General features: G+C 59.4%; 23 protein-coding genes and 1 tRNA gene. 7 read left to right on the forward strand and 17 right to left on the reverse strand.

Going from position 1 to position 25485, the window contains the following annotated elements; genetic code table 11:
* Positions 1 to 204: 204 nt before the first annotated feature.
* Entirely contained in the window at positions 205 to 1413 is a 1209-nt protein-coding gene (locus AC1D06_RS22690) for a calcium-binding protein (RefSeq protein ID WP_477988065.1), read from the forward strand.
* A gap of 298 nt (positions 1414 to 1711) precedes the next feature.
* A complete protein-coding gene (locus AC1D06_RS22695) occupies positions 1712 to 2284 on the forward strand; it encodes a dihydrofolate reductase family protein (RefSeq protein WP_477988066.1) in 573 nt (190 codons plus the stop codon).
* A 188-nt stretch (positions 2285 to 2472) separates the two neighbouring features.
* On the opposite strand, the gene AC1D06_RS22700 is transcribed toward AC1D06_RS22695, so the two are convergent.
* Positions 2473 to 4413, reverse strand: a complete 1941-nt coding sequence (locus AC1D06_RS22700) for a methyl-accepting chemotaxis protein (RefSeq protein WP_477988067.1) — start codon at positions 4411 to 4413, stop codon at positions 2473 to 2475.
* A 137-nt stretch (positions 4414 to 4550) separates the two neighbouring features.
* Here AC1D06_RS22700 and AC1D06_RS22705 point away from each other — a divergent pair, with 137 nt between their 5' ends.
* Positions 4551 to 4913, forward strand: coding sequence for a transposase (locus tag AC1D06_RS22705; protein ID WP_477988068.1), 363 nt, complete (start codon positions 4551 to 4553; stop codon positions 4911 to 4913).
* A gap of 93 nt (positions 4914 to 5006) precedes the next feature.
* Here the strand turns inward: AC1D06_RS22705 and AC1D06_RS22710 are convergent, their stop codons facing one another.
* Positions 5007 to 5978: an alpha/beta fold hydrolase gene (locus AC1D06_RS22710; protein WP_477988069.1), complete on the reverse strand. Its 972-nt coding sequence runs from the start codon at positions 5976 to 5978 to the stop codon at positions 5007 to 5009.
* 94 nt (positions 5979 to 6072) lie between these two features.
* Positions 6073 to 6759, reverse strand: a complete 687-nt coding sequence (locus tag AC1D06_RS22715) for a glutathione S-transferase family protein (protein WP_477988070.1) — start codon at positions 6757 to 6759, stop codon at positions 6073 to 6075.
* Positions 6760 to 6867: 108 nt separating this feature from the next.
* Here AC1D06_RS22715 and AC1D06_RS22720 point away from each other — a divergent pair, with 108 nt between their 5' ends.
* Positions 6868 to 7440: a TetR/AcrR family transcriptional regulator gene (locus AC1D06_RS22720; RefSeq protein WP_477878747.1), complete on the forward strand. Its 573-nt coding sequence runs from the start codon at positions 6868 to 6870 to the stop codon at positions 7438 to 7440.
* Between the two features lie 120 nt (positions 7441 to 7560).
* On the opposite strand, the gene AC1D06_RS22725 is transcribed toward AC1D06_RS22720, so the two are convergent.
* The 7 genes from AC1D06_RS22725 to AC1D06_RS22755 all read right to left on the reverse strand — a co-directional run bounded on the left by AC1D06_RS22725 (position 7561) and on the right by AC1D06_RS22755 (position 14699).
* Positions 7561 to 7635: transfer RNA gene (locus tag AC1D06_RS22725), tRNA-Val, on the reverse strand.
* Positions 7636 to 7757: 122 nt separating this feature from the next.
* Positions 7758 to 8789, reverse strand: a complete 1032-nt coding sequence (locus AC1D06_RS22730) for a histone deacetylase family protein (protein ID WP_477988071.1) — start codon at positions 8787 to 8789, stop codon at positions 7758 to 7760.
* 64 nt (positions 8790 to 8853) lie between these two features.
* A complete protein-coding gene (locus tag AC1D06_RS22735; RefSeq protein WP_477988072.1) occupies positions 8854 to 9888 on the reverse strand; it encodes an ABC transporter substrate-binding protein in 1035 nt (344 codons plus the stop codon).
* A 14-nt stretch (positions 9889 to 9902) separates the two neighbouring features.
* Positions 9903 to 10706, reverse strand: a complete 804-nt coding sequence (locus AC1D06_RS22740; protein ID WP_477878734.1) for an ABC transporter permease — start codon at positions 10704 to 10706, stop codon at positions 9903 to 9905.
* A complete protein-coding gene (locus AC1D06_RS22745) occupies positions 10699 to 11622 on the reverse strand; it encodes an ABC transporter permease (RefSeq protein ID WP_477878733.1) in 924 nt (307 codons plus the stop codon). The genes AC1D06_RS22740 and AC1D06_RS22745 overlap by 8 nt, the downstream gene beginning before the upstream one ends.
* 1 nt (position 11623) lies before the next feature.
* A complete protein-coding gene (locus tag AC1D06_RS22750; protein ID WP_477988073.1) occupies positions 11624 to 12721 on the reverse strand; it encodes an ABC transporter ATP-binding protein in 1098 nt (365 codons plus the stop codon).
* A gap of 304 nt (positions 12722 to 13025) precedes the next feature.
* Positions 13026 to 14699 carry an amidohydrolase gene (locus AC1D06_RS22755; RefSeq protein ID WP_477988074.1) on the reverse strand — a complete coding sequence of 558 codons (1674 nt, stop codon included), beginning with the start codon at positions 14697 to 14699 and terminating at the stop codon, positions 13026 to 13028.
* 319 nt (positions 14700 to 15018) lie between these two features.
* On the opposite strand from AC1D06_RS22755, the gene AC1D06_RS22760 reads away from it, so the two are divergent.
* Positions 15019 to 15540 (forward strand): hypothetical protein, encoded by a 522-nt coding sequence (locus AC1D06_RS22760; protein WP_477878730.1) that lies wholly within the window; start codon positions 15019 to 15021, stop codon positions 15538 to 15540.
* A 2-nt stretch (positions 15541 to 15542) separates the two neighbouring features.
* Here the strand turns inward: AC1D06_RS22760 and AC1D06_RS22765 are convergent, their stop codons facing one another.
* Positions 15543 to 16148, reverse strand: a complete 606-nt coding sequence (locus AC1D06_RS22765) for an imm11 family protein (RefSeq protein WP_477878729.1) — start codon at positions 16146 to 16148, stop codon at positions 15543 to 15545.
* A gap of 137 nt (positions 16149 to 16285) precedes the next feature.
* Positions 16286 to 17569: a glutamine synthetase family protein gene (locus tag AC1D06_RS22770; RefSeq protein WP_477988084.1), complete on the reverse strand. Its 1284-nt coding sequence runs from the start codon at positions 17567 to 17569 to the stop codon at positions 16286 to 16288.
* A gap of 276 nt (positions 17570 to 17845) precedes the next feature.
* On the opposite strand from AC1D06_RS22770, the gene AC1D06_RS22775 reads away from it, so the two are divergent.
* A complete protein-coding gene (locus AC1D06_RS22775; protein WP_477988075.1) occupies positions 17846 to 19204 on the forward strand; it encodes an aspartate aminotransferase family protein in 1359 nt (452 codons plus the stop codon).
* 255 nt (positions 19205 to 19459) lie between these two features.
* The gene (locus AC1D06_RS22780; RefSeq protein ID WP_477988077.1) at positions 19460 to 20266 is read left to right on the forward strand and encodes a phosphodiesterase; all 807 of its coding nucleotides are present in this window, start codon (positions 19460 to 19462) and stop codon (positions 20264 to 20266) included.
* An 81-nt stretch (positions 20267 to 20347) separates the two neighbouring features.
* On the opposite strand, the gene AC1D06_RS22785 is transcribed toward AC1D06_RS22780, so the two are convergent.
* The 5 genes from AC1D06_RS22785 to AC1D06_RS22805 form a co-directional block, all read right to left on the reverse strand.
* Positions 20348 to 21394, reverse strand: a complete 1047-nt coding sequence (locus AC1D06_RS22785; protein ID WP_477988078.1) for a zinc-dependent alcohol dehydrogenase family protein — start codon at positions 21392 to 21394, stop codon at positions 20348 to 20350.
* Between the two features lie 154 nt (positions 21395 to 21548).
* Positions 21549 to 22622 carry a calcium-binding protein gene (locus AC1D06_RS22790; RefSeq protein ID WP_477988079.1) on the reverse strand — a complete coding sequence of 358 codons (1074 nt, stop codon included), beginning with the start codon at positions 22620 to 22622 and terminating at the stop codon, positions 21549 to 21551.
* A 121-nt stretch (positions 22623 to 22743) separates the two neighbouring features.
* Positions 22744 to 24105, reverse strand: coding sequence for an FAD-binding oxidoreductase (locus AC1D06_RS22795; RefSeq protein ID WP_477988080.1), 1362 nt, complete (start codon positions 24103 to 24105; stop codon positions 22744 to 22746).
* The gene (locus AC1D06_RS22800; RefSeq protein ID WP_477988081.1) at positions 24102 to 25271 is read right to left on the reverse strand and encodes an alpha-hydroxy acid oxidase; all 1170 of its coding nucleotides are present in this window, start codon (positions 25269 to 25271) and stop codon (positions 24102 to 24104) included. Before AC1D06_RS22800 ends, AC1D06_RS22795 begins: the two co-directional genes overlap by 4 nt.
* Positions 25272 to 25294: 23 nt before the next feature.
* Positions 25295 to 25485, reverse strand: a 191-nt coding sequence (locus tag AC1D06_RS22805) for an arginine deiminase family protein (RefSeq protein WP_477988082.1), incomplete at its 5' end; no start/stop codon positions are given.

The raw sequence follows: 25485 nt of genomic DNA on the forward strand, positions 1-25485 counted from the left end.
GGCGTGGCATCAGGCAACTATCCCGTTGTCAGTGTGCATTGCGGATTCCGTTGCATTGGCTCTGGCGACACTATCGTCGCCAGTCGTTCAAAGTCTACGGATAACGATCGCCAGTGGCCGATTACCGGCCAGACCCTGAGGGCAAGCGCCTTTCATTTGCCAGATCAATATGATTACATGCTAATAAACATGGAGGAAACGGCAGTGACAAAGACAGTCATCGATACAGTTGTCCATGAGGGAGTCCAAGACTTCAATCTGACCTCCTTGGTTGTGACAAAGACCGGCGGAATATCTCTGTTCCAACAACAAGACGAGTGGGCAGTCAATGTTGTCACTACAGGGGTGGATATAACAGTTAACGGCTTCCTCGTTGCCTCAAGCCCGGTTAGCAATAGTGATCAACTATGGGCTCTCGGGATAAACAACCAGCAGAACAATACCCATATTGTCGTTGGCTCTACTGGTCTCATTACCGGAGATCAGGCAATTTTTTCCAGTGGCGACTTCGCAACGATTGAAAACCATGGCAGAGTTGAAGGGCAAGTCTACGAAGCGATCTTGCTTTACGGCGACGCCGCCACGTTGACCAACAGCGGTACTATCTTCGGCAGTCGTGGCGTGAAGGTGACCGGCGCCGGCAACACCATCGTCAACGACGTTGGCGGAACAATCACTGGCGCTGATGGTGTGGCGCTGTCGATAGAAACAGCGACGGGCGTTGCCACCAAAATTGTCAATCACGGAACGATCGTCGGGGGGATCTTCGGAGACGACGGAGCGGAAAAACTGATTAGCGACGGCGTTATTACTGGCGGCCTGATTTATTTGCGCGATGGCAATGATATTGTCGATCTACGAGGCACCAAGGGGGAGCAAACGGTCTACGGCGGGCTCGGCAATGATGTCTTCATGACCGACAATGCCAAAGTGACGTTCTCGGAAAGCGAAAGTGAGGGCACCGACACGGTGAAGTCGTCTGTCAGCTACACCCTCTCAAACAATGTCGAAACGCTGACCTTGCTTGGCAAAAAGAACATCAACGCCACTGGCAGCGACGATACTGGTAGCGACAACTATCTCTATGGAAATCCGGGCGACAATGTCCTGAATGGGAAATCAGGCTACAACGAGATGTTCGGGAGGGGTGGCACAGATACGCTGATCGGTGGCGCCGAATATGACCTTTTCGGCATCGGCAAAGGCTATGGCCATGACACCGCCCGCGGGTTTACCAATGGCCTCGACCAAATCGATATTTACCTCCTCGGCCCTGACAACTTCGCCGATCTCCAGCCACATATCGAGCAGCATAAGGCAGACACCTGGCTCGTTTTCGGCAAGGATGTGCTCATTCTGAAAAATACGGATCATCACGTTCTCGACGAGACCGATTTCCTCTTCAACTATTGATCATTCTATGTCGGTCAGATGTGCAAGGGCCTCTGATGGAGCCCTCTGGGCGCAGTGCTGGTCAGTCGTCGCCAAGGTGGCGAGACCGGCAAGCACACCGATATTAAGCCTCTCAGAGCGATTTTTGGGTATGCGGTCCGGATCAGCGTGAACGCTGTCAACCAGGCTGACAAAATCTTCTCTGTTCCCGACCGCTATCCGAGAGAAATGCGCGCACCATGTCGGATTTGAGTGGCGTCGCACGTCTTCAAAACATCACTTCGGAAATCACCGGCTGCAGTCAAGAAACGAGGATAAGATGAGGAAGCTTATTGTCACCGAATTCATCAGCGTCGACGGAATTGCCGAGGTCGAGAAGCTGCCCAGCGTGACCTGGAACGACGAGATGAACAGGTTCAAGGAAGAGGAGCTTGCCGATAGCGGCGCCATGCTTCTCGGCCGCACGACCTACGAGATTTTTGCCGGCTCCTGGCCCGAGGAAACCGGCGACTTCGCCGACAGGTTCAACGCCCTGCCGAAATATGTCGTGTCATCGAGCCTGAAGACGCTCGAATGGAAGCCGGCCGAGTTGCTGAAGGGCTCGCTGTCGGATGCGGTCCGGGCGCTGAAGGCCGGCGACGGCGGTAACATTTATGTGCATGGCAGCCTCAGTATCGTCCAGCAGCTTCTGCGCCACGACCTGGTCGATCGCATCCGGTTGCTCAGCTATCCCGGCGCAGTCGGCCAGGGCAAACCCCTCTTCGCACCTGGAGAGCAGCAGCAGTTTGAGCTGATTTCGGCTTCGCCCCTCAGCAATGGCGTCTTCGCCATGGAATATGCGCCGGTAAACGCGAAAAATCATCCTCGGGGCGATAAAGCAGAAATGCGATGACCACGACCATCACAGCCTTTGAAAGCTCGCCAGACTGTGTTCGGCGTGCGTTTGACCCCACCATAAGCGTCGAACGTTGACCCCGGCCAAACCGAAAGCACCGCAAACTGAACAGCATTTTAATCTGCACAGACCTGCGTCAAAGGCACGTTCGACCAACGTCAAATGGCACATCTATGATAGTCTCGTCAGAATTCTTCCCACGAGTCACTTTTCGTCGCCAAATTGCCCGATGCGCGGGGACCACCTGCTGTGCGAGGCAGTACAGGGGTTTTGGCGACGGACGGAGCCGGGCGCGCCATCGCAGTCGCCGTTTGGCGCAGAGCTTGGCTCTGAGTGGAACTCTGCTCCACGGTGAACTTTGCCACGAGGTCCCGCAGTTTCGCCGCTTCTTGCGCCAGGGCGGCAGCCGCTGCGGTCGACTGCTCGACCATCGCCGCGTTCTGTTGGGTTGTCTGATCCATCTGGTTGACGGCAACATTGACCTGAGAGAGGCCAGTCGACTGTTCCTGAGCTGCCTGGGCAATCGATTGCATATGCCGGTTAACCTCGGCGATATAGTCGCCGATGGTTTTCAGAGACAAGCCGGTTTCGCGCACCAGCGTGACCCCTCCCTCGACTTCCGCGGTAGACTTCTGAATGAGTCCCTTGATTTCCTTGGCGGCCTGAGCCGACCGTTGGGCCAGTTCGCGTACTTCCTGAGCGACGACAGCAAAACCCTTGCCTGCCTCGCCAGCGCGCGCAGCTTCGACACCAGCATTCAGAGCCAAAAGGTTGGTCTGGAACGCGATCTCGTCAATTACGCCAATGATGTTGGAGATCTGCTGCGAACTCTCCTCGATTCGTCCCATAGCCTGCTCGGCGCGAGACACGACCTCGGCCGACTGGGTCGCACTGCTATTTGCTGCCTGAGCGATATTTCTCGCCTCCCCTGTCATCTTGGTCGAGGTGGAGACATTGGATGTAATCTGCTCCATCGCAGCTGCCGTTTCTTCCAGCGAAGCCGCCTGCTGCTCGGTACGCTTGGATAGGTCGCTGGCGCCATTGGCGATCTCGCGGGTGCCGCTGTCCATGTTCTGGACCGCAACAGCAACAGAGCAAATCGTCTGGCTAAGCTGCTCGACCGTAGCGTTGAAATCGGTTCGGAGCGGCTCGTACTCCGGGGCAAACTCAGTATTGATCCGGCAAGTGAGATCGCCTCCTGCCAGCCGCTTCATGTTCTCACCAAGTGTCGAAGTTGCGACGCGCAGTTGCTCCGCTTCCCGTGCAATCCTTCGCTGCTCGGCATCACGGGCAACTTCCGCAGCGCCGCGATTGGCAGCCGCTTCCTGTTCCAGACGGGCATTGTTGATGGCGTTCTGCCGGAAAACTTCGACGGCTGAAGCCATTTCACCGAGCTCGTCACTGCGACCGGAGAATGGCACCTCAGACGTGCTGTCGCCCTCGGCAAGTCGTCGCATAACCCCGGTGATTCGGGAGATCGGCCTCGAAATCCCTGTCATGGCATAGAACATGCTACCCATGGCGATCAAAACAGCCACGGTGCTGACAATTGCCATGATTAACAGCGTTTCATGGTAATTTGACTTCCCGTCTTCGACCTCAGCCTTTGCTAGTCCCATATTGAAATTGACGATCTCGGCGATGACCTTGTTGGCAACGTCGGTTTGATCCTTGAGAGGACCTCGCAGGTTTGCCTTGGCTTCATCGAGTTTGCCGGCGTCGCGGAGCTTGATGACGAGCTGGTCGCGCATATCGCGGTATTTGTTTGTTTCTTGCTTCATCGTCTTGAACAGGGCGCGTCCACGTTCCGTGTTCAGAATGGCCTCTAGTTTCGCCATGCTTTCATCAAGGGAGCTTTCGACACTCTTGGTGAACTTGTTCTCCAGGGCGATCTCATCCGGCGTGACCGCCAACAGTTGTCGGGCAGTGGCAGCACGCAGGAGATTGAAGCTGAACTTGATTTCCCCCGCTATGGCGACCTTAGGCAGCTTGTCCTCTCCGATCGCCTCCGCGTTCTGAAACAAGGAGGACATGCGAAACACTGAGGTGACTGAAATCGCGACCAATAACGCCGTCAGCACAATGAACATTACGGCCAAAGAGGTTCGGATGCTAATTTTGGGCATTGGTCTTCTCCGTCTATGTCGCAACGGGCGTTATCGCTGCGGCGCCAGTCCATGCGGAAATATTAATTTATGTTTGACTAATATTTTGCTAATTCGAAAAGTATTACTCCTGCCCGTAGTGCGCGGATGCGCGTGCCATGAACGACCAACTCAAGGAAATCAGCGCCCATGTCGCTAAAGGCGCGCATGCGCTGTTGTTATGCAATGGCGCCAGCAGGCATCAGACCGGGGGAGAACTCAAAGTGCCTGACAACATCACCATGATGTTCATCCCGCCTTATTCCCCCGAATTGAACCCGATGGAAAATGTCTGGCAATATCTGAGGCACAACCAGCTCGTACCCTCGTCTGGGAAAGCTATGAGGCGATTGTCGATGCCTGCGTCAACGCTTGGAACTTCCTCATCAATGATCCCCGCCGAGTCCAGTCAATTGGGTCCAGACAATGGGCATGCATCAAACAATAGGCGGGCTGGCATTATTCTACTCGATCGTCTTTGAACCAATCGTTGCAGGTCTGATTGATGACCGGGGGGCTCAAAGTCGCCGGGGCTCAGGCTGCCGCCAGCCCCGGGCGTTTTGTAGTCGACAGCGTCAGCTGCGAAGGAACGCCAGCAGGTCGGCGTTCAAGCGGTCCTTGTCGACATGCAGCAATCCATGCGAGCCGCCTTCGTAAACGATCAGCTTGGCATGCGAAACGAGACTGGCGGTCAGTTTCGCGGAGATCTCCAACGGGACGATCTGATCATCGTTGCCGTGGACTACCAGTGCGGGGACGCTGATCTTTTTTAGGTCGTCGCGGAAATCAGTCTCCGAGAAAGCGCTAAGCGCATGGTAGGCGGCAAGAAAACCGGTTGCCTGCCCCTGCCGCCAGTAGCTCTCCCGCAGCCCTTCCGAGACATGCGCCCCCGGCCGATTGAAGCTGTAGTATGGCACAGTGACGTCGAGATTCCACTGGGAGCGGTTGGCCTGCACGGCCGCGCGGAACGTATCGAACAACTCCTTCGGCGCACCGTTTGGGTTGGTGGCGGTCTTGAGCAGGAAGGGGGTCACCGAGGAGATGAAGGCGACCTTGGCGACGCGGCTCTGGCCATGGCGCGCCACATAGCGTGCAACCTCGCCACCGCCCATCGAATGGCCGACGAAGGTCGCCTCCCGCAGATCAAGCCCCTCGACCAGTTGGGCCAAATCGTCGGCAAAGGTATCGTAGTCGTATCCGCTGGATGGCTGGCTCGACCGGCCAAAGCCCCGGCGGTCATGGGCAACGACGCGATAACCGTTCTGCAGCAGGAAGAACATCTGGTCCTCCCAGGCATCGGACGACAGGGGATAGCCATGGCTGAACACGACGGCCGGACCGGCGCCCCAGTCCTTGTAGTAGAGGCTGGTGCCATCTTTTGTGACGAGGTGATCGCCGGATGGCTTGCCGGCAAGGTTTGCCGCGGGGGTCTTTGCGTTCGCCGGATTGGCGCCGGCCCCCGCGGATGCAAGTCCGACGCCAGCGATGGCGACCCCTTTGAGCAGGTTGCGCCGCGAAGCGCTGTCGGGTGTTGAGATCGTAGACATGAGGAAACTCCGTGAGAATTGCCGCCTGGGACGGCGCGATTGGCAAATGTGGACGGGGTGTCGGCGGGGCGTTCCAGCCGCATTCGCGCGGGCGTTAGAAGCCGAGCCTGCGCAGATCCTCAGAGTCAAACATTTGGCCGCTGCGGTTCTTGACGCTCGGCAGTTCAGAGACTTTCGCGCGCCAGGACGTCAGGGCGGAGTAATCTTCAGGGATGCCAATGCCGGCGGCCTCCGCGAACATCAGCCCGGCAAACACAGTGATGTCGGCCATTGAGAACGCATCACCAGCAACGAACGGATGGTCCTGCAGCACCGTGTCGAAATATCTCATGCCGGCGAGGGCCTTATCGCGCTGGCGGATGCCCCAGTCTTGTCGGCCAGCCCATTCAGGGCTCTTGAACATTTGCAACTCGGCGCCGAGGCCAGGCGTCGCGTGGTGGAAGTAGTTGCCAACCGCGTCGAGCAGTTCGGTTTCCGCCCGCTTCTGCATCATGTGGATGACGGCCTTTTCCTTCGGCGTCTTGCCGGTGAGCCGCGGATCGCCGTCAAGATTGTCGAGATATTCCGTGATGGCGGTGGCCTCACTGATGTAGGCGCCGTCCTCGAGTTGGAGGACCGGCAGCACGCCCGAAGGGTTCTTTTCGAGGAAAGCTGGCTGCTTATGTTCGGCGCCGATGAGATCGACGGAGACGAACTCGACTTCAGGTTCGAGCCCTTTCTCGGCGAGGACGATCCGGATGCGGGCCGGATTGGGAAAGCCGGGGCGATCAAAGATTTTCATAGTAGACTCCTTAAACTGTCTATCGATAGATAGGTTACGACCAGACGATTAGCCCTTTCCTTTTTTGACGTCAACAACTATCTATCGAGTGATAGGTAAGGGTTGGCGATGGCAAGAACGAAATATGATATGCGCGAGGCGGTGATGGCGGCCGCTAGAGCAACGGTGCAGGCGCACGGCTACAATGCCCTGAGCTTCCGCGAGCTCGCGAAGGAGGTAGGGATCAAGAGTGCCAGCGTGCACTACCACTTCCCGACCAAGGGTGACCTTGGGGCCGCTTTGGCGCGTCGCTATACCGAGGACGGGGCAGCCTACTTGGCGGAGTTGTTGGCGACGTCCAATGATGCTACCTGGTGCATGGATCGCTACGTGGAGATCTTCCGCTCCGCCCTGGCAAACGACAACCGCATGTGCCTGTGCGGCATCATGAGTGCCGAACTCGACGACCTTCCCCCCGAGGTCAGGACCGAGGTCGACAAGTTTGCCGAGACCAATGTCGGCTGGATCGCCAAGGTGTTGTCACGGGCAAGGACTACGGCGAGCGGGCAAGATCTGGAGGAGCACGCGATGGCGATCTTCGCTGCGATCGAGGGGGCCCAATTAATCGCACGCGGCTGCCAGGACATCGGGATTTATGACCGGACAATCCGGACCTATCGGATCACAGGCCTTATCCCCTGACCATGAGCGACGGTGCCAAGTGGAATTTCATCGTCGAAAGCGGCTTTAGTGGCATGGAACATGGACCATGACGCTTCAGCACAATTGGAGTTTAAACCATTAAAAATATTATAAAAAGGATGGTGGGCGTGACAGGGATCGAACCTGTGACCCCTTCGGTGTGAACGAAGTGCTCTCCCGCTGAGCTACACGCCCATCCTATTGAAAAACAAAGGTGATTTGCTTTTCTGTATCGCGAGGATGCGGGGAATTAGCAGGTTTCCCCGGCCATTGCAAGGGGCGGTTCGGAAAACCGGCCCACCCTCCGCGAAAAATTCTCAGCCGCCTTCGAAGCCGGTCAGCACGCCCACGGCGTTGACGCCGATTTCGGCGACGGCGTAGCCGCCTTCCTGGACGAAGAGCGTCGGCAGGCCGAGCCTGGCGATCGTGGCACCGATCTTGGGGAAGTCCTCGGTCTTGAGTTTGAATTTCGAGATCGGGTCCTTCTCATAGGTGTCGACGCCGAGTGAGATGATCACGACGTCCGGTGCATAGTCCCGGAGCTTGCGGCAGCCGTCTTCCAGCGCCTCGTTCCAGGTGCTCCAGTCCGTGCCCCAGCGCATTGGATAGTTGATATTGAAGCCGTGGCCTTCGCCCTCGCCCGTCTCGTCGGCACTGCCGAGGAAATAGGGATATTCCTGCATCGGGTCGGCATGCAGGTTGATCACCTGCACGTCGGAGCGGCTGTAGAAGATTTCCTGCGTGCCGTTGCCGTGGTGATAATCGACATCGAGGATAGAGACGCGGGCAGCACCCCGGTCGAGGAACCATTGGGCAGCGACGGCGGCGTTGTTGATGTAGCAATAGCCGGCCATGAAATTGTGCCCGGCATGGTGGCCGGGCGGGCGGCAGAGCGCGTAAGCGGCGCGTTCGCCGCCCCTGACCAGGCCGGCCGCGGTCAGCGCCACGTCATGCGAAGATTTGATCGCGTCCCAGGTGCCCTCGACAAAGCCGCAGCCGCCGTCGAAGGAATAGAAGCCGAGCTGGCCGTCGATATGTTCCGGCAGCTTGTCGCCGCGCAGGCCGCGGGTCGGCCAGGTGAAGGGCAGTGCGGTGCCGTCGCGGCCTTCCGCCTTCCAGCGCGGATAGACGGTCGGCAGGAAATCGAGAAAGGCCTTGTCCTGCACCTTGGCGGCGGTCGAGAGATCATGCTCTTGCGGCCCCAGCACCGGCCCGAGCTTCACGTCATCGATGCGTGACAGGATGAACGCCGCGCGCGAGGGCATTTCGAAGGCCGGCACGATGGCGCCTGCCACCAGTTCGACATTGCCGGAATGGCCCTTATGGCGCTCGGAATAGACGGTTTTCATGCGATTTCTGCCGGAATGAGGAAATGGAACGGCCGCCTCGCGGGGCGAGGCGGCCGGATAAGGCTTACTTCTGCAGTTCGGTCCAGATCTTGGTGTAGAGCGCCTGCACATCCGGCGGGCAGGTCTGCGATTGCACGCCGACGGACTTGAACTGGTCCGGCACGTTGATTTCCGGCGCATCCTTCATGTCGGCCGGCATATATTTTTCGGAACCAAGGATGCCGTTCGCATAGCGATGGAAACCCGAATTCATGCCCGCACTTTCAGGATCCATCATGAAATTCTGGAAGAGCTTGGCATTCTCGACATTCTTGGCCTCCTTGAGCACGACCAGATTGTCGGACCAGTAGACGAAGCCTTCCTTCGGATAGCCGAAATGGATTTTTGGATTGGCCAGGCGCTGACGGAAGGCCGAGCCGTTCCAGTCGCTGGTGGCGGAAAAATCGCCGGCGGTCATCTTCTGGATGGTGTTATATTCCATCGCCACCCAATAGGGCTTGGCGGCCATCAGCGTATCGCGGGCTTTCTTGAGCACCGTGAGGTCGCCGGTGCACTTCTTGCCGCCATTGTAGAGGATCGCCGCATCCATGACGTCGGACATTTCCGGAACGACGTTGATCTTGCCCTTCAACTCTTCCGGCGGATTGAAGATGATGCTCCAGGTGTTGATGTCGCCCTTGTAGACGTCGGTGTTGACGACCACGCCGACAATGCCCATCGCCCACGGAACCGAATATTTGCGGCCCGGATCGAACGGCGGATCGGTCCATTGCTTGGCGACATTCTTGAAATTCTCCATCTTGYCCGGATCGGTTTCGAGCAGCAGGCCTTCCTGGATCCAGATCGGCAGATAGTTCTGCGACGGCACGGCCATGTCGAAACCGGTGCCGCCCTGCCGGACTTTGGCAAGTGCGGTGTCGTTCGAGTCATAGTCGGTGATCGTCACCTTGATATTGTATTTCTGCTCGAACTTCTTGATCATGTCGGGGCTGGTATAATTGCCCCAATTGTAGATGTGCAGTTCGCCATCGGCGCGGGCGAGACCGACCGATGCCATCAGCATCGCGGCTGCCGTCAGTAATTTCCTTCCCAGTTTCATGGTTCTACCTTTCCTCATTGTGCACGCTTGTTGTTGATGAAGAAGAAGATCGTCACCGCCGCCACGGACAGGAGCAGGAAGACGGTGGAAATGGCATTGACCTCCGGCGATGTCGCGCGGCGGATCTGGCCGAGCATGTAGGTCGGCAGCGTGTCCTGTCCGCCCGACTTGACGAATTCGGTGATCACGACATCGTCGAGCGAGATGACGAAGGCCAGCATGAAGCCGGCAATGATGCCGGGCCAGAGCAGCGGCAGGGTGATGTGGCGGAACGCCTGGATGGGCGTCGCATAAAGGTCGGCAGCCGCCCGTTCGAGCGTCAGGTCCATATTCTCCAGCCGCGCCCTGACAGGCAGGTAGGCGAAGGGAATGCAGAAGGCCGTGTGGGCGGCGATCAGGTAGCCGAGCCCGGAATAGCCGGTCCAGATCTTGATGCGCGAGAAGAAGATCAGCAGCGCCACCGCGGTGACGATTTCCGGCACCATCAGCGGCAGGTTGATGAACGCATATTTCGCCGTCAGCCCCCGATACGCTGCCGTCCGCGTCGTCGCGATCGCCGCCAGCGTCGCGGTGATGGTCGCCAGAATGCCGGCGATCAGGGCGATCTGGAAGGAGCGCAGCGAGGCGTCGATCACATCGACATTGCCGGCGGCCTTGTAGAACCAGCGCAGCGACAGGCCCTGCCAATGCGCCATGCTGTCGCCCGAGTTGAAGGCGAACACGACCAGCACCGCGATCGGCAGGTAGAGGATGAAGAACGAGATCATTGCGATCGTCGTGAAGCCGGCCTGGCGGCGGATGTTGAACTGCCTAGCCATGCCCCTTCTCCGTCGATGATCCGGCATTGCGGACATAGGCAAGCAGCGCCACCATGACGATCACCATCAGCGCGATCGAAATCGCCGAGCCGAGCGGCCAGTTCCGGCCCTGGCCGAATTGCAGCTCGATCAGATTGCCGAGCATCATGTTCTTGCCACCGCCGAGCACCGAGGGCGTCACATAGGCGCCGAGCGAGGGAATGAAGACCAGGATGGAACCGGCGATCATGCCCGGCTTGACCAGCGGGATGATGATCCGCCGCAGCACCTGGAACGGTGTCGCATAGAGATCGTAACCGGCCTCGACCAGGCGGAAATCGAGCTTTTCCATGCTGGCATAGAGCGGCAGGACCATCAGCGGCAGGTAGACATAGACCATGCCGATCAGGATCGCCGCATCGGTGAACAGCATCTGGATCGGCTTGCCGATAATGCCGAGATCAATGAGGATGGTGTTGATCAGCCCCTCGTTGCGCAGCACTTCCAGCATGGCAAAGGTACGGATGAGAAGATTGGTCCAGAAGGGTATGGTGATCACGAACAGCCAGAGCTCGCGCGTCTTGGCCGGACGGGTGGAGATGAAATAGGCGGTCGGAAAGCCGAAGATCAGCGTCAGGATCGTGGTCAGCACGGAGAGCCGCACCGAACGCAGGAGAATCGAGAGCTGCGCGTCGGCGAAGGACAGCGTGCCGTCAAAGATATCGCGTTCGAAGAACACGTTGAACCAGCCATCGGTCGAGAACTTCCACACCACGTCGCCATAGGGGCCGGCCGTCAGGAAGGAATAGACGACAACGATCAACAGGGGACCGGTGGCGGCGAGCAGGATGATCAGCAGTGCCGGCGTGGAAAGCAGCCAGCGATTGCGAACATCTTTCCGTATTTCCCTGGCGATCAGTTGCTCATGACTTGCCATTTCAGCCTCTGAGCACGCGGATCGAATTGGCCGGGAAGCTCACGCCGACACGGTCACCGCCGGCATAGCTTCCCTCTTCGCCGGGCCGGTTCTGCTGGCGCACGGTAAACAGTGTTCCGTCGGCCAGCTTGACGTTGAAATAGGTGTCGGTGCCGAAATAGACGATGTCCTCGAGCGGGCCGCTGACGATGGCGCGTTCGGTCCCTCCCGCCCCCACGAGGCGGGCATGTTCCGGGCGGATCATCACCGTAACCTCGTCTCCGGCGGCGACCGATTTCGGCGCCGGCGCGATCACCGAGACGCCGCAATTGAGCGCGATCACCGCCTCGTCGCTGGCGAGCGATTCGATCTTGCCCTTGAGGAAATTCGTCTCGCCGATGAAGTCGGCAACGAAGCGGTCCGCCGGCCGATCATAGATATCGCGCGGCGAGCCGACCTGCAGGATATTGCCCGACGACATGACCGCGATGCGGTCCGACATCGTCAGCGCTTCTTCCTGGTCATGGGTGACGAAAACGAAGGTAATGCCGGTTTCGGCCTGCAGGCGCTTGAGCTCGATCTGCATCTCCTTGCGCAGCTTGTAATCGAGTGCCGAAAGCGGCTCGTCGAGCAGCAGCACTTTCGGCGACGGCGCCAGCGCCCGGGCCAGCGCCACGCGCTGCTGCTGGCCGCCCGAGAGCTGGCTGGTGGCACGCTTGGCGAACTGCTCCATGCGCACCAGCTTCAGCATCTGGTCGACGCGAGCGGCAACCTCCTGCTTGCTCTTGCCGAGCATTTTCAGCCCGAAGCCGATATTGTCGGCGACGCTCATATGCGGAAAGAGCGCGTAATTCTGGAAGACGGTGTTGATCGGCCGCTTGAAGGGCGGCATTTCGGCGATATTGTCGCCATAGAGCGCCAGTTCGCCTTCCTGAGGGAATTCGAAGCCGGCGATCAGCCTGAGCAGCGTGGTCTTGCCGCAGCCCGATGGGCCGAGAAGGGTGAAAAACTCATTCTGGCGAATGGAAAGATTGGCGCCGTGGACCGCCGCCACCCGATATTCGCCGTAACCGTAATATTTTGTGACTCCGCGAATTTCGATCGCGTTCTGATCAGCCATAATAGCTCACATCGCCCGTTTACCCTTGATTCCATCAGCGTGGAACCGCCGAAAAATGGGAAAAGTGCACCCTCCTCGTGCCGTAGCGAATAGCAATGTCGCCTCTGTTCCCAATCGCGCCGTCGCCCAGTCTTTGATCGGGTCTTACGGCGAAACCGACGCTAACTCACCACAGCGGATGGGAATTGACAACTGCTATTGACCGTTCGTTCAATATATTTTCGCAGGGCCTTGCTTCGGCCTAAACGAAGCAAGGCGCAAGTCAGGTCGGATTTATTGAATCCCCGAGCCAGATGTGGCGCACTCACACCGCATAGGTTACCCGGCCGCCGCAAATGACCTTCACCGGCCGCACCGTGTGCAGGTCCTCCGGCTGAACCTCCTCCACCGGCGCGCTCAGCAGCGTCAGATCGGCGAAGTAGCCGGGCTTGATCATGCCTTTGCGATCCTCGGCGAATTGCGCATAAGCGCCTTCGATCGTGTAGGCGGCAATGGCTTCCATCAGCGAAAAGCTCTGGTCCGGATCGCTCTCGGCCCATTTCTTGCGCGTCACCGCAGCCTGGATGCCGGCCATCGCATCGATCGGCGACACCGGCCAATCCGAGGCAAAGGGGATATGCGCACCGGCTTCCTTCAACGTCCGCCAGGCATAGGAATAGGGCCAGCGGGCGCGGCCGATCATCGACACGGTCGGCTCGAGCGGCAGGCCCATGGCGCCTGGCGGATGCGGCGGCTGCATCGAGGCGATGACGCCCAACTGCTTGAAGCGAGAGATGTCGTCGGGATGGACCACCTCGATATGCTCGACGCGATGGCGACTGTCACGCCTGCCATTGGCATTTTGCGCCGCCTCGTAGCCGTCGAGCACGGCCCGCACGGCGCCGTCGCCAATGGCGTGCACGGCAATCTGCAGGCCGCGCCGGTCGATCTCGATCGCCGCCGCCTTCATCTCATCCGGCGTGAACAGGCTCTCGCCACCGCGCGAATCCGGCTTGTTGGCATAGGGCTCGACCATGATCGCCGTCCAGCTGTCGAGCACGCCGTCAAAGAACATCTTGACCACGCCGGATTTGAGGAAATCCGAATGATAGGCCTCGGCCATCATCGACGCCTTTTCGAGCGCCGAGAGCGGCATGAAGTTCTTGAGATGGAAGGGGATCTGCACCCGGCAAGGCAGAAAACCGTCGCGCTCCTCGATCTCGGCCAGCAATTGCAGCTGATAGAGATTGCCATCCATGCATTGCAGCGAGGTAAAACCGTGCTCGGCGCAATAGGCGAGGCCGCGGCGCATGACGGCAATATCCTTCTCCCATTCCGCCCCGACCGGATAGGGATTGGGCTCGCCGCCGGTGGAGAGGCCAAGGCGATAGCGGTCGAAGCCAGAGGCGATGAACAGCGGCCCGAATGCCTCCATCTCGCGCAATTCGCCATTGGCAAGCCCATCCTCGCCCATAACCACTTCCTGGCCCGGCCCGAGTTGCTTGCCATTGAGCAGGCCGGCGAATTCCAGCGCCTTGGTATTGGCCCAGACCGTGTGATGATCATGCGCGACGATGGCGAACGGCCGATCGGCGATGATGCGGTCGAGATGATGGCGCGTGACACGCTCGTCGCCGCCGAGGATGGTGTAATCCGCTCCCTGCCCATAGATCACGGTTTCGTTCGGGCGGGCTGCCGCATAGGTCTGCGCGGCCTGTTTCAGGGCTTCGAAACCGTGCACGCCGGTGAGATGCAGATGATCGAGCTCCGCTGCGCCGGAGAAAAGGTGCAAATGGTTTTCGGAAAAACCCGGCACCAGCGTATTGCCGCCGGCGTCGATGATCTCCGCCTCCGGCTTGGCGAGCGCCCGCATCTCGACATTCGAGCCGACACCAACAATACGCCCGTCCTCTGCGTAAACCGCTTCTGCCCGCGGATTGTCAGGGTCCATTGTCAGGATCTTGGCATTGAGGATCAGGATGGGGCGGATGTCGGACATGGCCACACTTGCGCTGGATGATTCTATGGAGCGGTACATGATATACAGCAGGAGGATCGGATTACCACGCCCGATCAATTGCACGCTTTGGTTTCAACGAGTAGTCTGCACCTGAATTCAAAGCAAAGAGGCGAAGCGATTGGCGAGAGTAGTATCGCGTTTCATGGAAGGCGAGGAGAACAGTGCGCTTGGCAAGGCAATAGCGGAGGAGCCGGCCACTTCGCGTGAGAGCAGAGCGTGGTATGTCGCAGTCGCGATGCCGCACATGCATGATTCGCCACGCTATGAAAGCATGTGGTGTCCAGGCGGAGGGCTTAATATGATCGTCGTTTCGCTGACGCGGAAAGGCGCGTTGGCGGAAGCGCACTTCGATCGATTGATGAGCCCACCGAGAAAGTCGGTCGAAACACCCTTGAGGCTATTCGAGTTCAACATTCGGCTCGATGCCGTATTGGATCTCAGCGCTCCCAAAAAACTTGCCAAATTCGGGCTCACAATGCCGACGCTGGAGCGTTTTTACGACATCCACGATGGCGTCCGCCGCCTGGAAGTGGAGGATGTGATCATGAGGCAAACGCTCATCAAGATAGATGGCGCGATCCGAAAAGTGGATCGGGTCACGGAACAATTTACGCGCGCGGACAAGGTCACAAATGTCGCGAGCTGCGTCGGTTTCGAAGGCATGCTGGTTCCGAGCCTTCGGCATGACGGTCTTAATCTGGTCGTTTTCTACCACAGTTCTCTCTGCGATCGGCAGATTATCGCACATGACACCATTCGGGATATCGTCGATCTCGGCCCAGTCAATTGGAGCAAAATGCCATCGCCCAAATGCAGCTGATGTCAGACATCCCGCGCTTTGCGTACTTCAAAGAACCGAAGGCGGCGGCGCGCTATTTCATCATGTAGGGCATTCGAAATCAGCAGGCTCCCGGGATAACGGCGCTCGCGCCAACAGTTGAGGCCGCGCATAGCCGCAGTGTTGAAGACGATGTTGACCGGCCCGGTTGTTCCATGATTGTGATTGAACCGCATTTTCTCACGATCGAATCCCTGAAACGCCATCGAACCGACGTCGGATTGCTCATCTATCACACTGTCCTGCATTGCATGCACGTTGAGGACAAAACGCACCTCGGTCGGAGAATTGCTGCTCACCTTGATGGGCAGCGTCTGATGGACGCCAGGATCCAACTCCTTCAACAAATCGCGCAGGGCTGTCGAGATGATCAGGATGCCATTGTCGGACCGGAAAATGTCGCGGAATTTTTTCCAGGGGGCGTGAAGTCGAGCCGGTACCTCCTCCGGCAACAGAAACCGCGTGCCATCCTTAAAAACTTTTGAAATTTCTGCTGCGCGGCTCAGATCAGGCTTTTTTGTTTCGCGATCAAACCGCGAAGCACTGATGAAATAGGGAGAAAGTGACGTCTGTTCGACAATATAGGTCATAGTCGACATCCACTTCTGAAGCACGTAATTGATATTCCGGTCAGGGTTACCACAGCTCCCATTTACAGCCCTCGGATGGGTCTGGTGTTAAGGATTGGGGTGAAGCAGATGTCGAACATGGGCCACAATGAGAATGATCAGATGCGAGGCAGATAGGTCCGATAATCGAAATCCGACACTGTTCGCAGGAAGGTGATCGCCTCCTTGCGCTTCGTATCGGCATAGAGCTTCTGGTACTGCTTCCCAAGGACATCGCCGATGAAATCCGAGGCAGCAAAATCCTCGACGGCGGTGAGGAAATCGTGCGTCAGCCGCTCGGTTTTCTCCGGTGCGCTGGTCGGCGTCGTCACCTCGCCCGGATCGAGCGTCTCCTCCAACCCGAGCAGCATGCCGCCAAGGATGGCGGTGAGCAGCAGATAGGGATTGGCGTCGGCGCCGGCGACGCGGTGCTCGACGCGCGCACCCGGCCCATCCCTCTCCGGGATGCGGATCGCCGTGCCGCGATTGCCGAAACCCCAGTTGACGTCGACAGGCGCGAACGAACCCGGCTGAAAGCGCCGGTAGGAATTGGCGAATGGCGCGAAGATCAGCTGTGCCGCGCGCATGGTCTTCAACAGGCCGGCGGTGACGGATTTGAGCAGGACGGGATCGCCGCCCTTGGCATCCAGCACGTTGCGCCCATCCTTGTCGATCAGGCTGGCATGCACATGCAGGCCAGAGCCCGAATGCTCGCTATAGAGCTTGGCCATGCAGGTCGATTTCAACCCGAATTTCCGCGCCGCCTGCTCGACCACGCGCTTGAGATAGATGCAGTCGTCCGCCGCTGAAAGCGCATCGGCCTTGTGGTTGAGGTTGATCTCATATTGCCCCGGCCCGAACTCCGCCGTGGTCGCATCCGCCGGCAGGTTCATCGCCTGGCAATAGGCGCGCACGAGGTCGAGATAGGGCTGCAGGCTGTCGACCGAATCCATTTCGTAGAGCTGGAAACCGTTGGGTTCGCCCTTGCAGGTCAGGATCGACGGCGGCACCGGAATGCCGGTTTCGCGCGACGCACCATCCATGACGTAGAATTCGAGTTCGGTCGCCACGACCGGCGTCAGGCCCTTGGCCTCGAAGCGTTTGAGCAATGCCGAAAGCATGCCGCGTGGATCGCAGAAATGCGGATCTCCCTCCAGCGTATGCATGGTCGCCAGTACCTGTCGCGAACCGGCAGGCGCCCAGGGTATTGCAACTTCTGACTTTGGATCGGGCATGACAGCGCCATCGGGATCGCCGAGCGTCAGCGAAATGCCGGTCAGGTCGTCATTGTCGTCGCCCCAGATGTCGAGTGACTGCGTCGAGGCCGGCAGGCGCACCGCGCCCGACCAGATCTTCTTCTCCGCCTCCAGCGGGACCTGCTTGCCGCGCAGCCTTCCATTCATGTCGACCAGCAGGATTTCGATACGGGGCGGGGTTGAAACGTCCACGGAACCGGCTACCGGCCTTTGGTCATTCATGATCGGGTTTGGCCTCATCGGAAGGTGAGAGAAGGGATTTTGCGGCGAAAATCGGCAAATGGCTTGCCAAAATGGCCTGGCACGGGCATTTTCCTAGCCGATAACAGGCCGCCTTTCAATCAGGCAAAATCGTCAAACCACATGCCAACCGGGCGCTTTCGCCATCGTCCGGCATGCAGGCTGTGGCAAAGGGGGAACGAAATGACTGCCGCCAACGCCGCTTTGTCCAATCTCGGCGCCATCGACGCCGCCCACCATATCCACCCGTTCACCGATATGAAGAAGCTCAACGCGGCCGGCACGCGCATTATCGAGCGCGGCCAGGGCTCGCATATCTGGGACAACCAGGGCAAGAAATATCTCGACGCCTTTGCCGGCCTCTGGTGCGTCAATATCGGCTATGGCCGCAAGGAAATCGCCGATGCCGTCTACAAGCAGATGGTCGAGCTTCCCTATTACAACGCCTTTTTCGGCACCACGACGCCGCCCACCATCCTGCTGTCGGAAAAGATCACCGCCCATGCCGGCAATCTGAAGCATGTGTTCTTCACCAGTTCCGGCTCGGAAGCCACCGACACCTGGTTCCGCATGGCCCGCGTCTACTGGTCGCATGTCGGCAAGCCGTCGAAGACCCATGTCATCGCCCGCCGCAACGGCTATCACGGCTCGACAGTCGCCGGCGCCAGCCTCGGCGGCATGAAATACATGCATGAGCAGGGCGCGCTGCCGATCGAGGGCGTGCACCATATCGGCCAGCCCTATTGGTATGTCGAGGGCGGCGAACTCTCGCCGGAAGAATTCGGCAAACGCGTCGCGGAAGAGCTCAACGCCAAGATCGACGAACTCGGGGAGGACAATATCGCCGCCTTCGTCGCCGAGCCGATCCAGGGCGCCGGCGGCGTCATCGTGCCACCGGAAACCTATTGGCCCGAGATCGCCCGCATCTGCAAGGCGCGCAACATCCTCCTGGTCGCCGACGAAGTGATCTGCGGTTTCGGCCGCACCGGCCACTGGTTCGGCCACCAACTTTACGGCTTCGAACCGGACCTGGCTCCGGTCGCCAAGGGCCTCTCCTCCGGCTACCTGCCGATCGGCGGCGTGCTGGTCAGCGATCGTGTGGCCGAGGTCATCACCTCGACCGACTTCAACCACGGCTACACCTATTCCGGCCACCCGGTCTGCGCCGTGGCCGCTTTGGAAAATTTGCGGATCATCGAAGAGGAAAAGCTGGTCGAGCGCGTGCGCGACGATATCGGGCCGTATCTGGCGAAATCGCTGGCGACGCTATTGGATCACGACATGGTCGGCGAGGTGCAGTCGGTCGGCCTGATGGCCGCGGTGCAGATGACGGCGGACAAGAAGACCCGCAAGCGCTTCGACAAGCCCGACGATGTCGGCACCCTGGTGCGCAACAAATGCGTCGCCGCCGGCCTGATCATGCGCGCCACCGGCGACCGCATGCTGGCCTCGCCGCCGCTGATCATCACGCATGAGGAGGTGGATTTCATGACCGCGACGCTCAGGACAGCACTGGATGCGGCTTGGAAGGAATTGAGATAAGGATGTCACGGAAGCGTGGCATTGAAACTTGAATTCGGCGCTACCCCCCTCTGCCCTGCCGGGCATCTCCCCCTCGAGGGGGGAGATCGGATGGGGCACCGCTCCGCGCCTCTTCTACGTCGAATGCCCGGTAGCAGGCATCTGCGTTAGGCGATGAGCGGGCCTCTAGCCGATCTCCCCCCCTTGAGGGGGAGATGCCCGGCAGGGCAGAGGGGGGTAGCCCAGTCCGCCAAGCCGCATTTTTGGACCCCACCCATGAAATTCATCCACCTCACCGACCTCCACCTCATCGCCCCCGGCCGAAAACTCTGGGGGCTCGATCCCGTCGAGCGCCTCAAAGCCTGTCTCGACGACATCGCCAAACACCATCCCGATGCCGCCTTCTGCGCCATTTCCGGCGACCTTGCCGATCGCGGCGAGATTGCCGCCTACGAATGGCTCAAGGACCGCCTGGCCGCCTTCCCGATCGAAACGCAGCTGATGCTCGGCAATCATGACGATCGTGACAATTTCAAGCAGGTCTTCGTCGATCACCCGCGCGATCACGGCGGCTTCGTCCAGGACATGCGCGAAGAACACGGCGGCGTCTTCCTGTTCCTCGATACGCTGAAGGGTCCGCCCTCCTCCGCCGGCCTTTATTCGCCGGAGCGGCGCGAATGGCTGAAGCAGGCGCTGGACAAGGCCGCCGGGCGTCCCGTCTATCTCTTCATGCACCATCCGCCCTTCTCGATCGCGCATGAACTGATGGACAAGATCATGCTCGACGATCCCGAAGAATTCGCCGCCCTGCTGCAGGGACACCTCGTCAAGCACATCTTCTTCGGCCATGGCCATCGCGCTGTGAGCGGCGTCTGGCGCAGCATCAGCTTTTCGGCGCTGCCGGCGATCAATCATCAGCTGCCGCTGGTGAGTGGTTCGGTCCAAACCGTCTACAGCGACGAGCCGCCGGCCTATGCGGTGGTGTATGTGACGGGCGAAGGCATCATCGTCCACAACGACGCCTTCCTGCATCGCGGTCCGGCTGCCATGCCGGCCGAGGCCGAACGCGGCGACTGGTACTGACGGGAGACCGCCATTCGACCAATGACGTGCAGCCGCACGTCATTGGTCGAAGACCGTCAATCGAAGATTGTCAGACGAAGGCTACCGGTCGAAGACCGTTATCACGTTGATGCCGATTTCGGTCGACGTGTCCATGCCGGTGAGCAGCGGTACGGCTTCTTCGAGGCTGACATGCCGGTTGATCAGTTTTTGCGGCGTCAGTTTGCCGGTGGCGATCATCTCCAGCATGGCGCCATAGCGCCAGGCCTGCATGCCGTGGCTGCCATAGAGCTCCAGCTCGTGGCCGATCACCTGCGCCATCGGGATTTTCGCATCCGCATCGTCGCCGAGCATCAGGCCGACCTGTACATGCCGGCCGCGGCGGCGGAGATTGCGGATGGAATTGTAGCTGGTCACGGCATGGCCGAGCGCGTCGACGGAGACATGCGCACCACCACCGGTAATTTCGCGCACGGCTTCTGGCACATCGGCCACCGCCCTGCCATTGACAGTCGCCACCGCCCCGATCGAGCGGGCGAAGGCGAGCTTGTCGTCGGCGATGTCGATGGCGACGACGCTGGCCCCGAGCGCACTGGCGATCATGATCGCCGACAGGCCCACGCCGCCGCAGCCATGCACCGCCACCCATTCGCCGCCCTTCACCCTGCCCTGATCGGCGATCGCCCGGAAGGACGTGGCGAAGCGGCAGCCGAGGCTGGCAGCAGTGGCAAAATCGATGCTGTCAGGCAGATGCACGAGATTGGTGTCGGCATAGTGTATGCCGACATATTCGGCGAACGATCCCCAATGAGTGAAGCCGGGCTGCATCTGATGCGAGCAGACCTGCTGGTTGCCCGAATGGCATTCTTCGCAATGCCCGCAGCCGGAAACGAAAGGCACTGTTACCCGGTCTCCGACCTTGAAGCGCGTCACCTGCGCGCCGACCGCCGCCACCGTGCCGGCCAGCTCGTGGCCCGGCACATGCGGCAGGTGAATATCCGGATCATGCCCCTGCCAGCCATGCCAGTCGCTGCGGCAGATGCCCGAGGCCTCGACCTTGATGACCACACCATGCGGCTCGACCGCGGGGTCAGCCACTGTGCGGATTTCCGGCGTGACGCCATAGGTTTCGTAGTACATTGCGCGCATGTTCCGGATACTCCAAGACAATCAGGTGGCGGGACATTGCCATGCGCCTACCATCAAGCAAAGAGCCGAAGACCATGACTTTTGCTGATGGGTCCATCTTGTCACGGCGGAAACAACATTCATACGGACGCATCACGGCGCATTGGAACAGCGGCTAAATCGACAGACCCAGCTGAAAATCCGTGTAGTCGACCTTGGTGTCCGGCTGGATATGTGCGAGTTCCACGCGATCGTATTTCGTCCCCGATCCATCCCGATCGAAGTAGATGTCGCCGTGCCCTTTGTCATAGAGAATTCGGGTGATGGCGGTGACACCGGTTGTAGAGTCGGGATCGGAAATAACCTGAAATTCGCTTTTCAGCAGCGAACCGACGCGGCGGAAGATGGAAATGAACTGAAGTTCGAAAACGTCGTCGTCGTGATTGAAGTCCCTGATCTTGTCGACTTCCAGGAAGCCCGGCGCAGAACTGGTGAAGACGAATGTGTCCTGCCCCGCCCCACCGGTGAGGCTATCCGCTCCTCCCTCGCCGTAGATCCGGTCGTCGTCGCCGCTGCCGATAATCCGGTCATTGCCATCGCCACCGCGGATATTGCCGTCGATCGCCCCCCTGCGGCTGTTGAATATATCGGAGCCGCCGCCGAGCAGGACATCGCCGAACATCTGGCCATTGTTGGTGATCTTCTGGACCGCCTCGTCCTGGAACTCGAAGAAGCTTGCAGTGATCCCCGAGATTATACCGGTGTTTTTGATATCCAGTTCCTGGTGACCGAGGGCATAGATGCCGTAACTGTCCGACGAGACCGTCCCGGTATTGAGTATCTGCGATTTACCACCGTCGTCTGTTTCCGTGTCGAAATAGATGCCGTAGCCAGTGCCGGAGACGAGGCCCGCATTGGTGATGCTGCTGTTGTTTCCGGTGATGGCGAGTGCACCATATCCCGCAGCAATGCTGGAAACGGACCCACCTTCATAGACGACGATCTTCTCACCCGTCATTGTTCCGGATCCGGGCGTGTCACTATATCCGAAGGTGATGCCCTGATGATTGGCAACCACGGTGCCGCGAATGAAGGCTGCGGAGTTGCTCACGTAGCTCTTCACGCCGAAATCATCGGGTCCAATGATAGTCCCGCTCGCGGTGACCACGACGGTGGGCACTTCGGCCTGCAAAAACAAGCCGTTCTCCCTGAGGTCGGAAACTGTAAAGATTGGTGGGATGTCGACCATTGAATTCTCCCGTTTTCAATAGGCTTGATCGCGGGCAGTATATGTCCCAGTCTTTTATTTTAGCAATACTTGAATTAATTCGCCAGGAAGCTTCGGCTGAAACTCCCGAAGCCACCGCAGCTCAAATCACCTTTCCCGGATTGAGGATCCAGTTCGGATCAAGCGCCTGCTTGACCCGCCGCATCACGTCCAACTCTTCAGGACTGCGCGAATAAGGCAGATAATCCCGCTTCAGCGTGCCGATCCCGTGCTCAGCCGAGATCGAGCCCTGATATGTCCGCACGTGATCGTAGACGATCATGTCGATCCGATGCTCAGTCGCATCATCGATCGCGCCGGCCGAAATACAGAGATGGATATTGCTGTCGGCGACATGACCGAAGACCGATACATGTATGCCGGCAAATTCTGCCTCCAACGCCGCGGTCACCTCTTTCGCATATTTGTCCAGCACACCGATCGGCAAACTGACGTCGAAATTGATCAACCGCGGCAGGGCGTCGAGCGACAGGCCCTCACGCACTTTCCAGAACTGGCCGCGCTCCTTCTCTGATTGAGCGATCAGGGCGTCGGCGATCATGCCTTCCTCGAACATCGCCCCGAGGAAGGTTTCCAGGCTCTCCTCGCCAGACTGCTCGATAATGACGGTGAAGGGATAATCCTGATCGAAGAACTTGAACCCTTCCGCCTCGCGGCTGAAGCGGAAGAAGGCTTCCCACATCAGCTCGAAGGCCGAGAGTCCCGGCAGAGACTTCTGCGCATGGTGCAGCAGCGCGACGACATCCTCAAAGCTGTTGAGTCCGCAAAGTGCCGTCGCCCGGCCAGTCGGTAGCGGCTTCAGTTTCAACACCGCGCGGGTGATGACGCCCAGCGTGCCTTCCGCGCCGATGAACAAGTGCTTGAGATCATAGCCGGTATTGTTCTTCTGCATGCGGTTGAGCGAGGAGAGCACCGTGCCGTCGGCCAGCACTGCTTCGATCCCCAGCACGTTGTCGCGCGTCACGCCATACGAGATGACACGGATACCGCCGGCATTGGTGGAGAGATTGCCGCCGATCTGGCAGGAACCGCGCGCACCGAGATCGATCGGCAGCAGGAAACCGGCCTCTTCCGCCGCCCTCTGCGCCACCTCCAGCACCGTGCCGGCCTTGACCGTCATCGTGCCAGCCGCGGCATCGATGCCCTCGACGCCTGCGATCAGGTCCATGGTGACGACGACCTCATCCCCGCTCGCATTGGCGCCGCCGGCAAGGCCGGTCATGCCGCCTTGAACCACGACAGGCACCCGTTGGGCGTTGCAGATCCTCAGTGCCGCCGAAACCTCCTCGACGCTACGCGGCCTGATATAGACAAGCGGCATATGCCGGCCGGTCTGGCTGGCATCGCTGCGGGCCTTTTCCGGAATGCGGTCGCCGATGAAGATGATCGCCTGATCCAGCGCCGACGAAAGTGCTGCAATAAATTCAGTCTGTTGCTGGTTCATCGCTCCCTCAGCCAAGCGGCTGGCTCATGCAGAAAATTCGCGAGTTCCGGCAGCGTTCGGCAGCCCATCTGCTGCATCGTGCCGGTGAGTTCCAGCTTGAGCACCTCGATGAGATGTGCCGGGCCATCGTCGCCGATCGCTGCGACCGAGAAAATATAGGGCCGGCCCATGAAGACGTAATCCGCGCCAAGCGCGATCATCCGGGCGATATCGAGCCCCGAGCGCACACCGCCATCAGCCATCACCAGCGCCTCCTTGCCGACCCGCTTGCGCACCAGGGGCAGCATGGAAACGGAAGACGGCGCCGCATCGAGCTGCCGCCCGCCATGGTTGGAAACGATGATACCATCTGCGCCGAGCGCCAGATATTCGGCCGCTTCGTCCGGATCGAGCACGCCCTTCACGATCACTTTGCCCGGCCACTGATCACGAATGCGTTTGAACCGCTCCGCCGTGATTTGGTTGGCAAGGATACCGCCGAGGAATTTGGCAAATTCAGTGACCGAAAGGCCTGATGGCGCATAGGGTGTCAGGTTTTCAAAATGCGGAATGCCATGCTTTGCAAGCCGCATCAGCCAGGTCGGCCGCATCGCCGCATGCCAGACCGTGCGCGGTCCGAACTGCGGCGGCACCGACAGGCCGTTGCGGATGTCGCGGTCACGCCGCGTCGGGGCCGGGATATCGACGGTGACCACCAGCACGTCATAACCGGAGCGCTTGGCCCGCTCGACCATGTCAGTTTCCATTTTCGGATCGTTGGGCGGATAGAGCTGGAACCAGYCGTTCGGCCCCGAAAAGGTCTTCATCTTCTCGAGGCTGGTCGTGGCATGCGTCGACAGGATGTGGATGATGTTGTGCTTCAGCGCCGCCTTGGCGATCGGCGGTTCGCAGCCGGGGATCTGCAGGCCGGCGAGCCCGACCGGCGCCACGCCGAACGGCGCGTCATAGGTCTTGCCGAAGATTTTGGTCGAGATGACCGGCGACTGCGCTTCGCTGAGATAGCGCGGCATGAACTGGATCTTCTGCAGATCATCGGAGTTGCGCCGGACATTCTCTTCCAGCCCGATGCCGCCGGTCATATATTCCCAGGCAAAGCCCGGTATGTGCCACCGGGCTGCCTTCTTCATGTGCGGGACGGATGGAAACCGTTTTGCAATATTGGCCATAGATCCTCCCGCAGGCGTCGTCGTTATGCAGCCTCGCGGCGGAGCGCCTGCGCCATGCAGTGGATGCCGCCGCCGGTTTTGGAAATCTCGGCAGTGTCGACGGTCGCAACCTCGAAACCGCGCGCCTTGAGCTGCTCCACCAGCGCGCGGCTGGAGGTCGGCGCAATCACGCGATCCTTGCCGAGAGACATGAAGTTGCAGCCCAGCGCCATCG

It is taken from the genome of Rhizobium sp. P2_G2 (genome assembly GCF_056403555.1).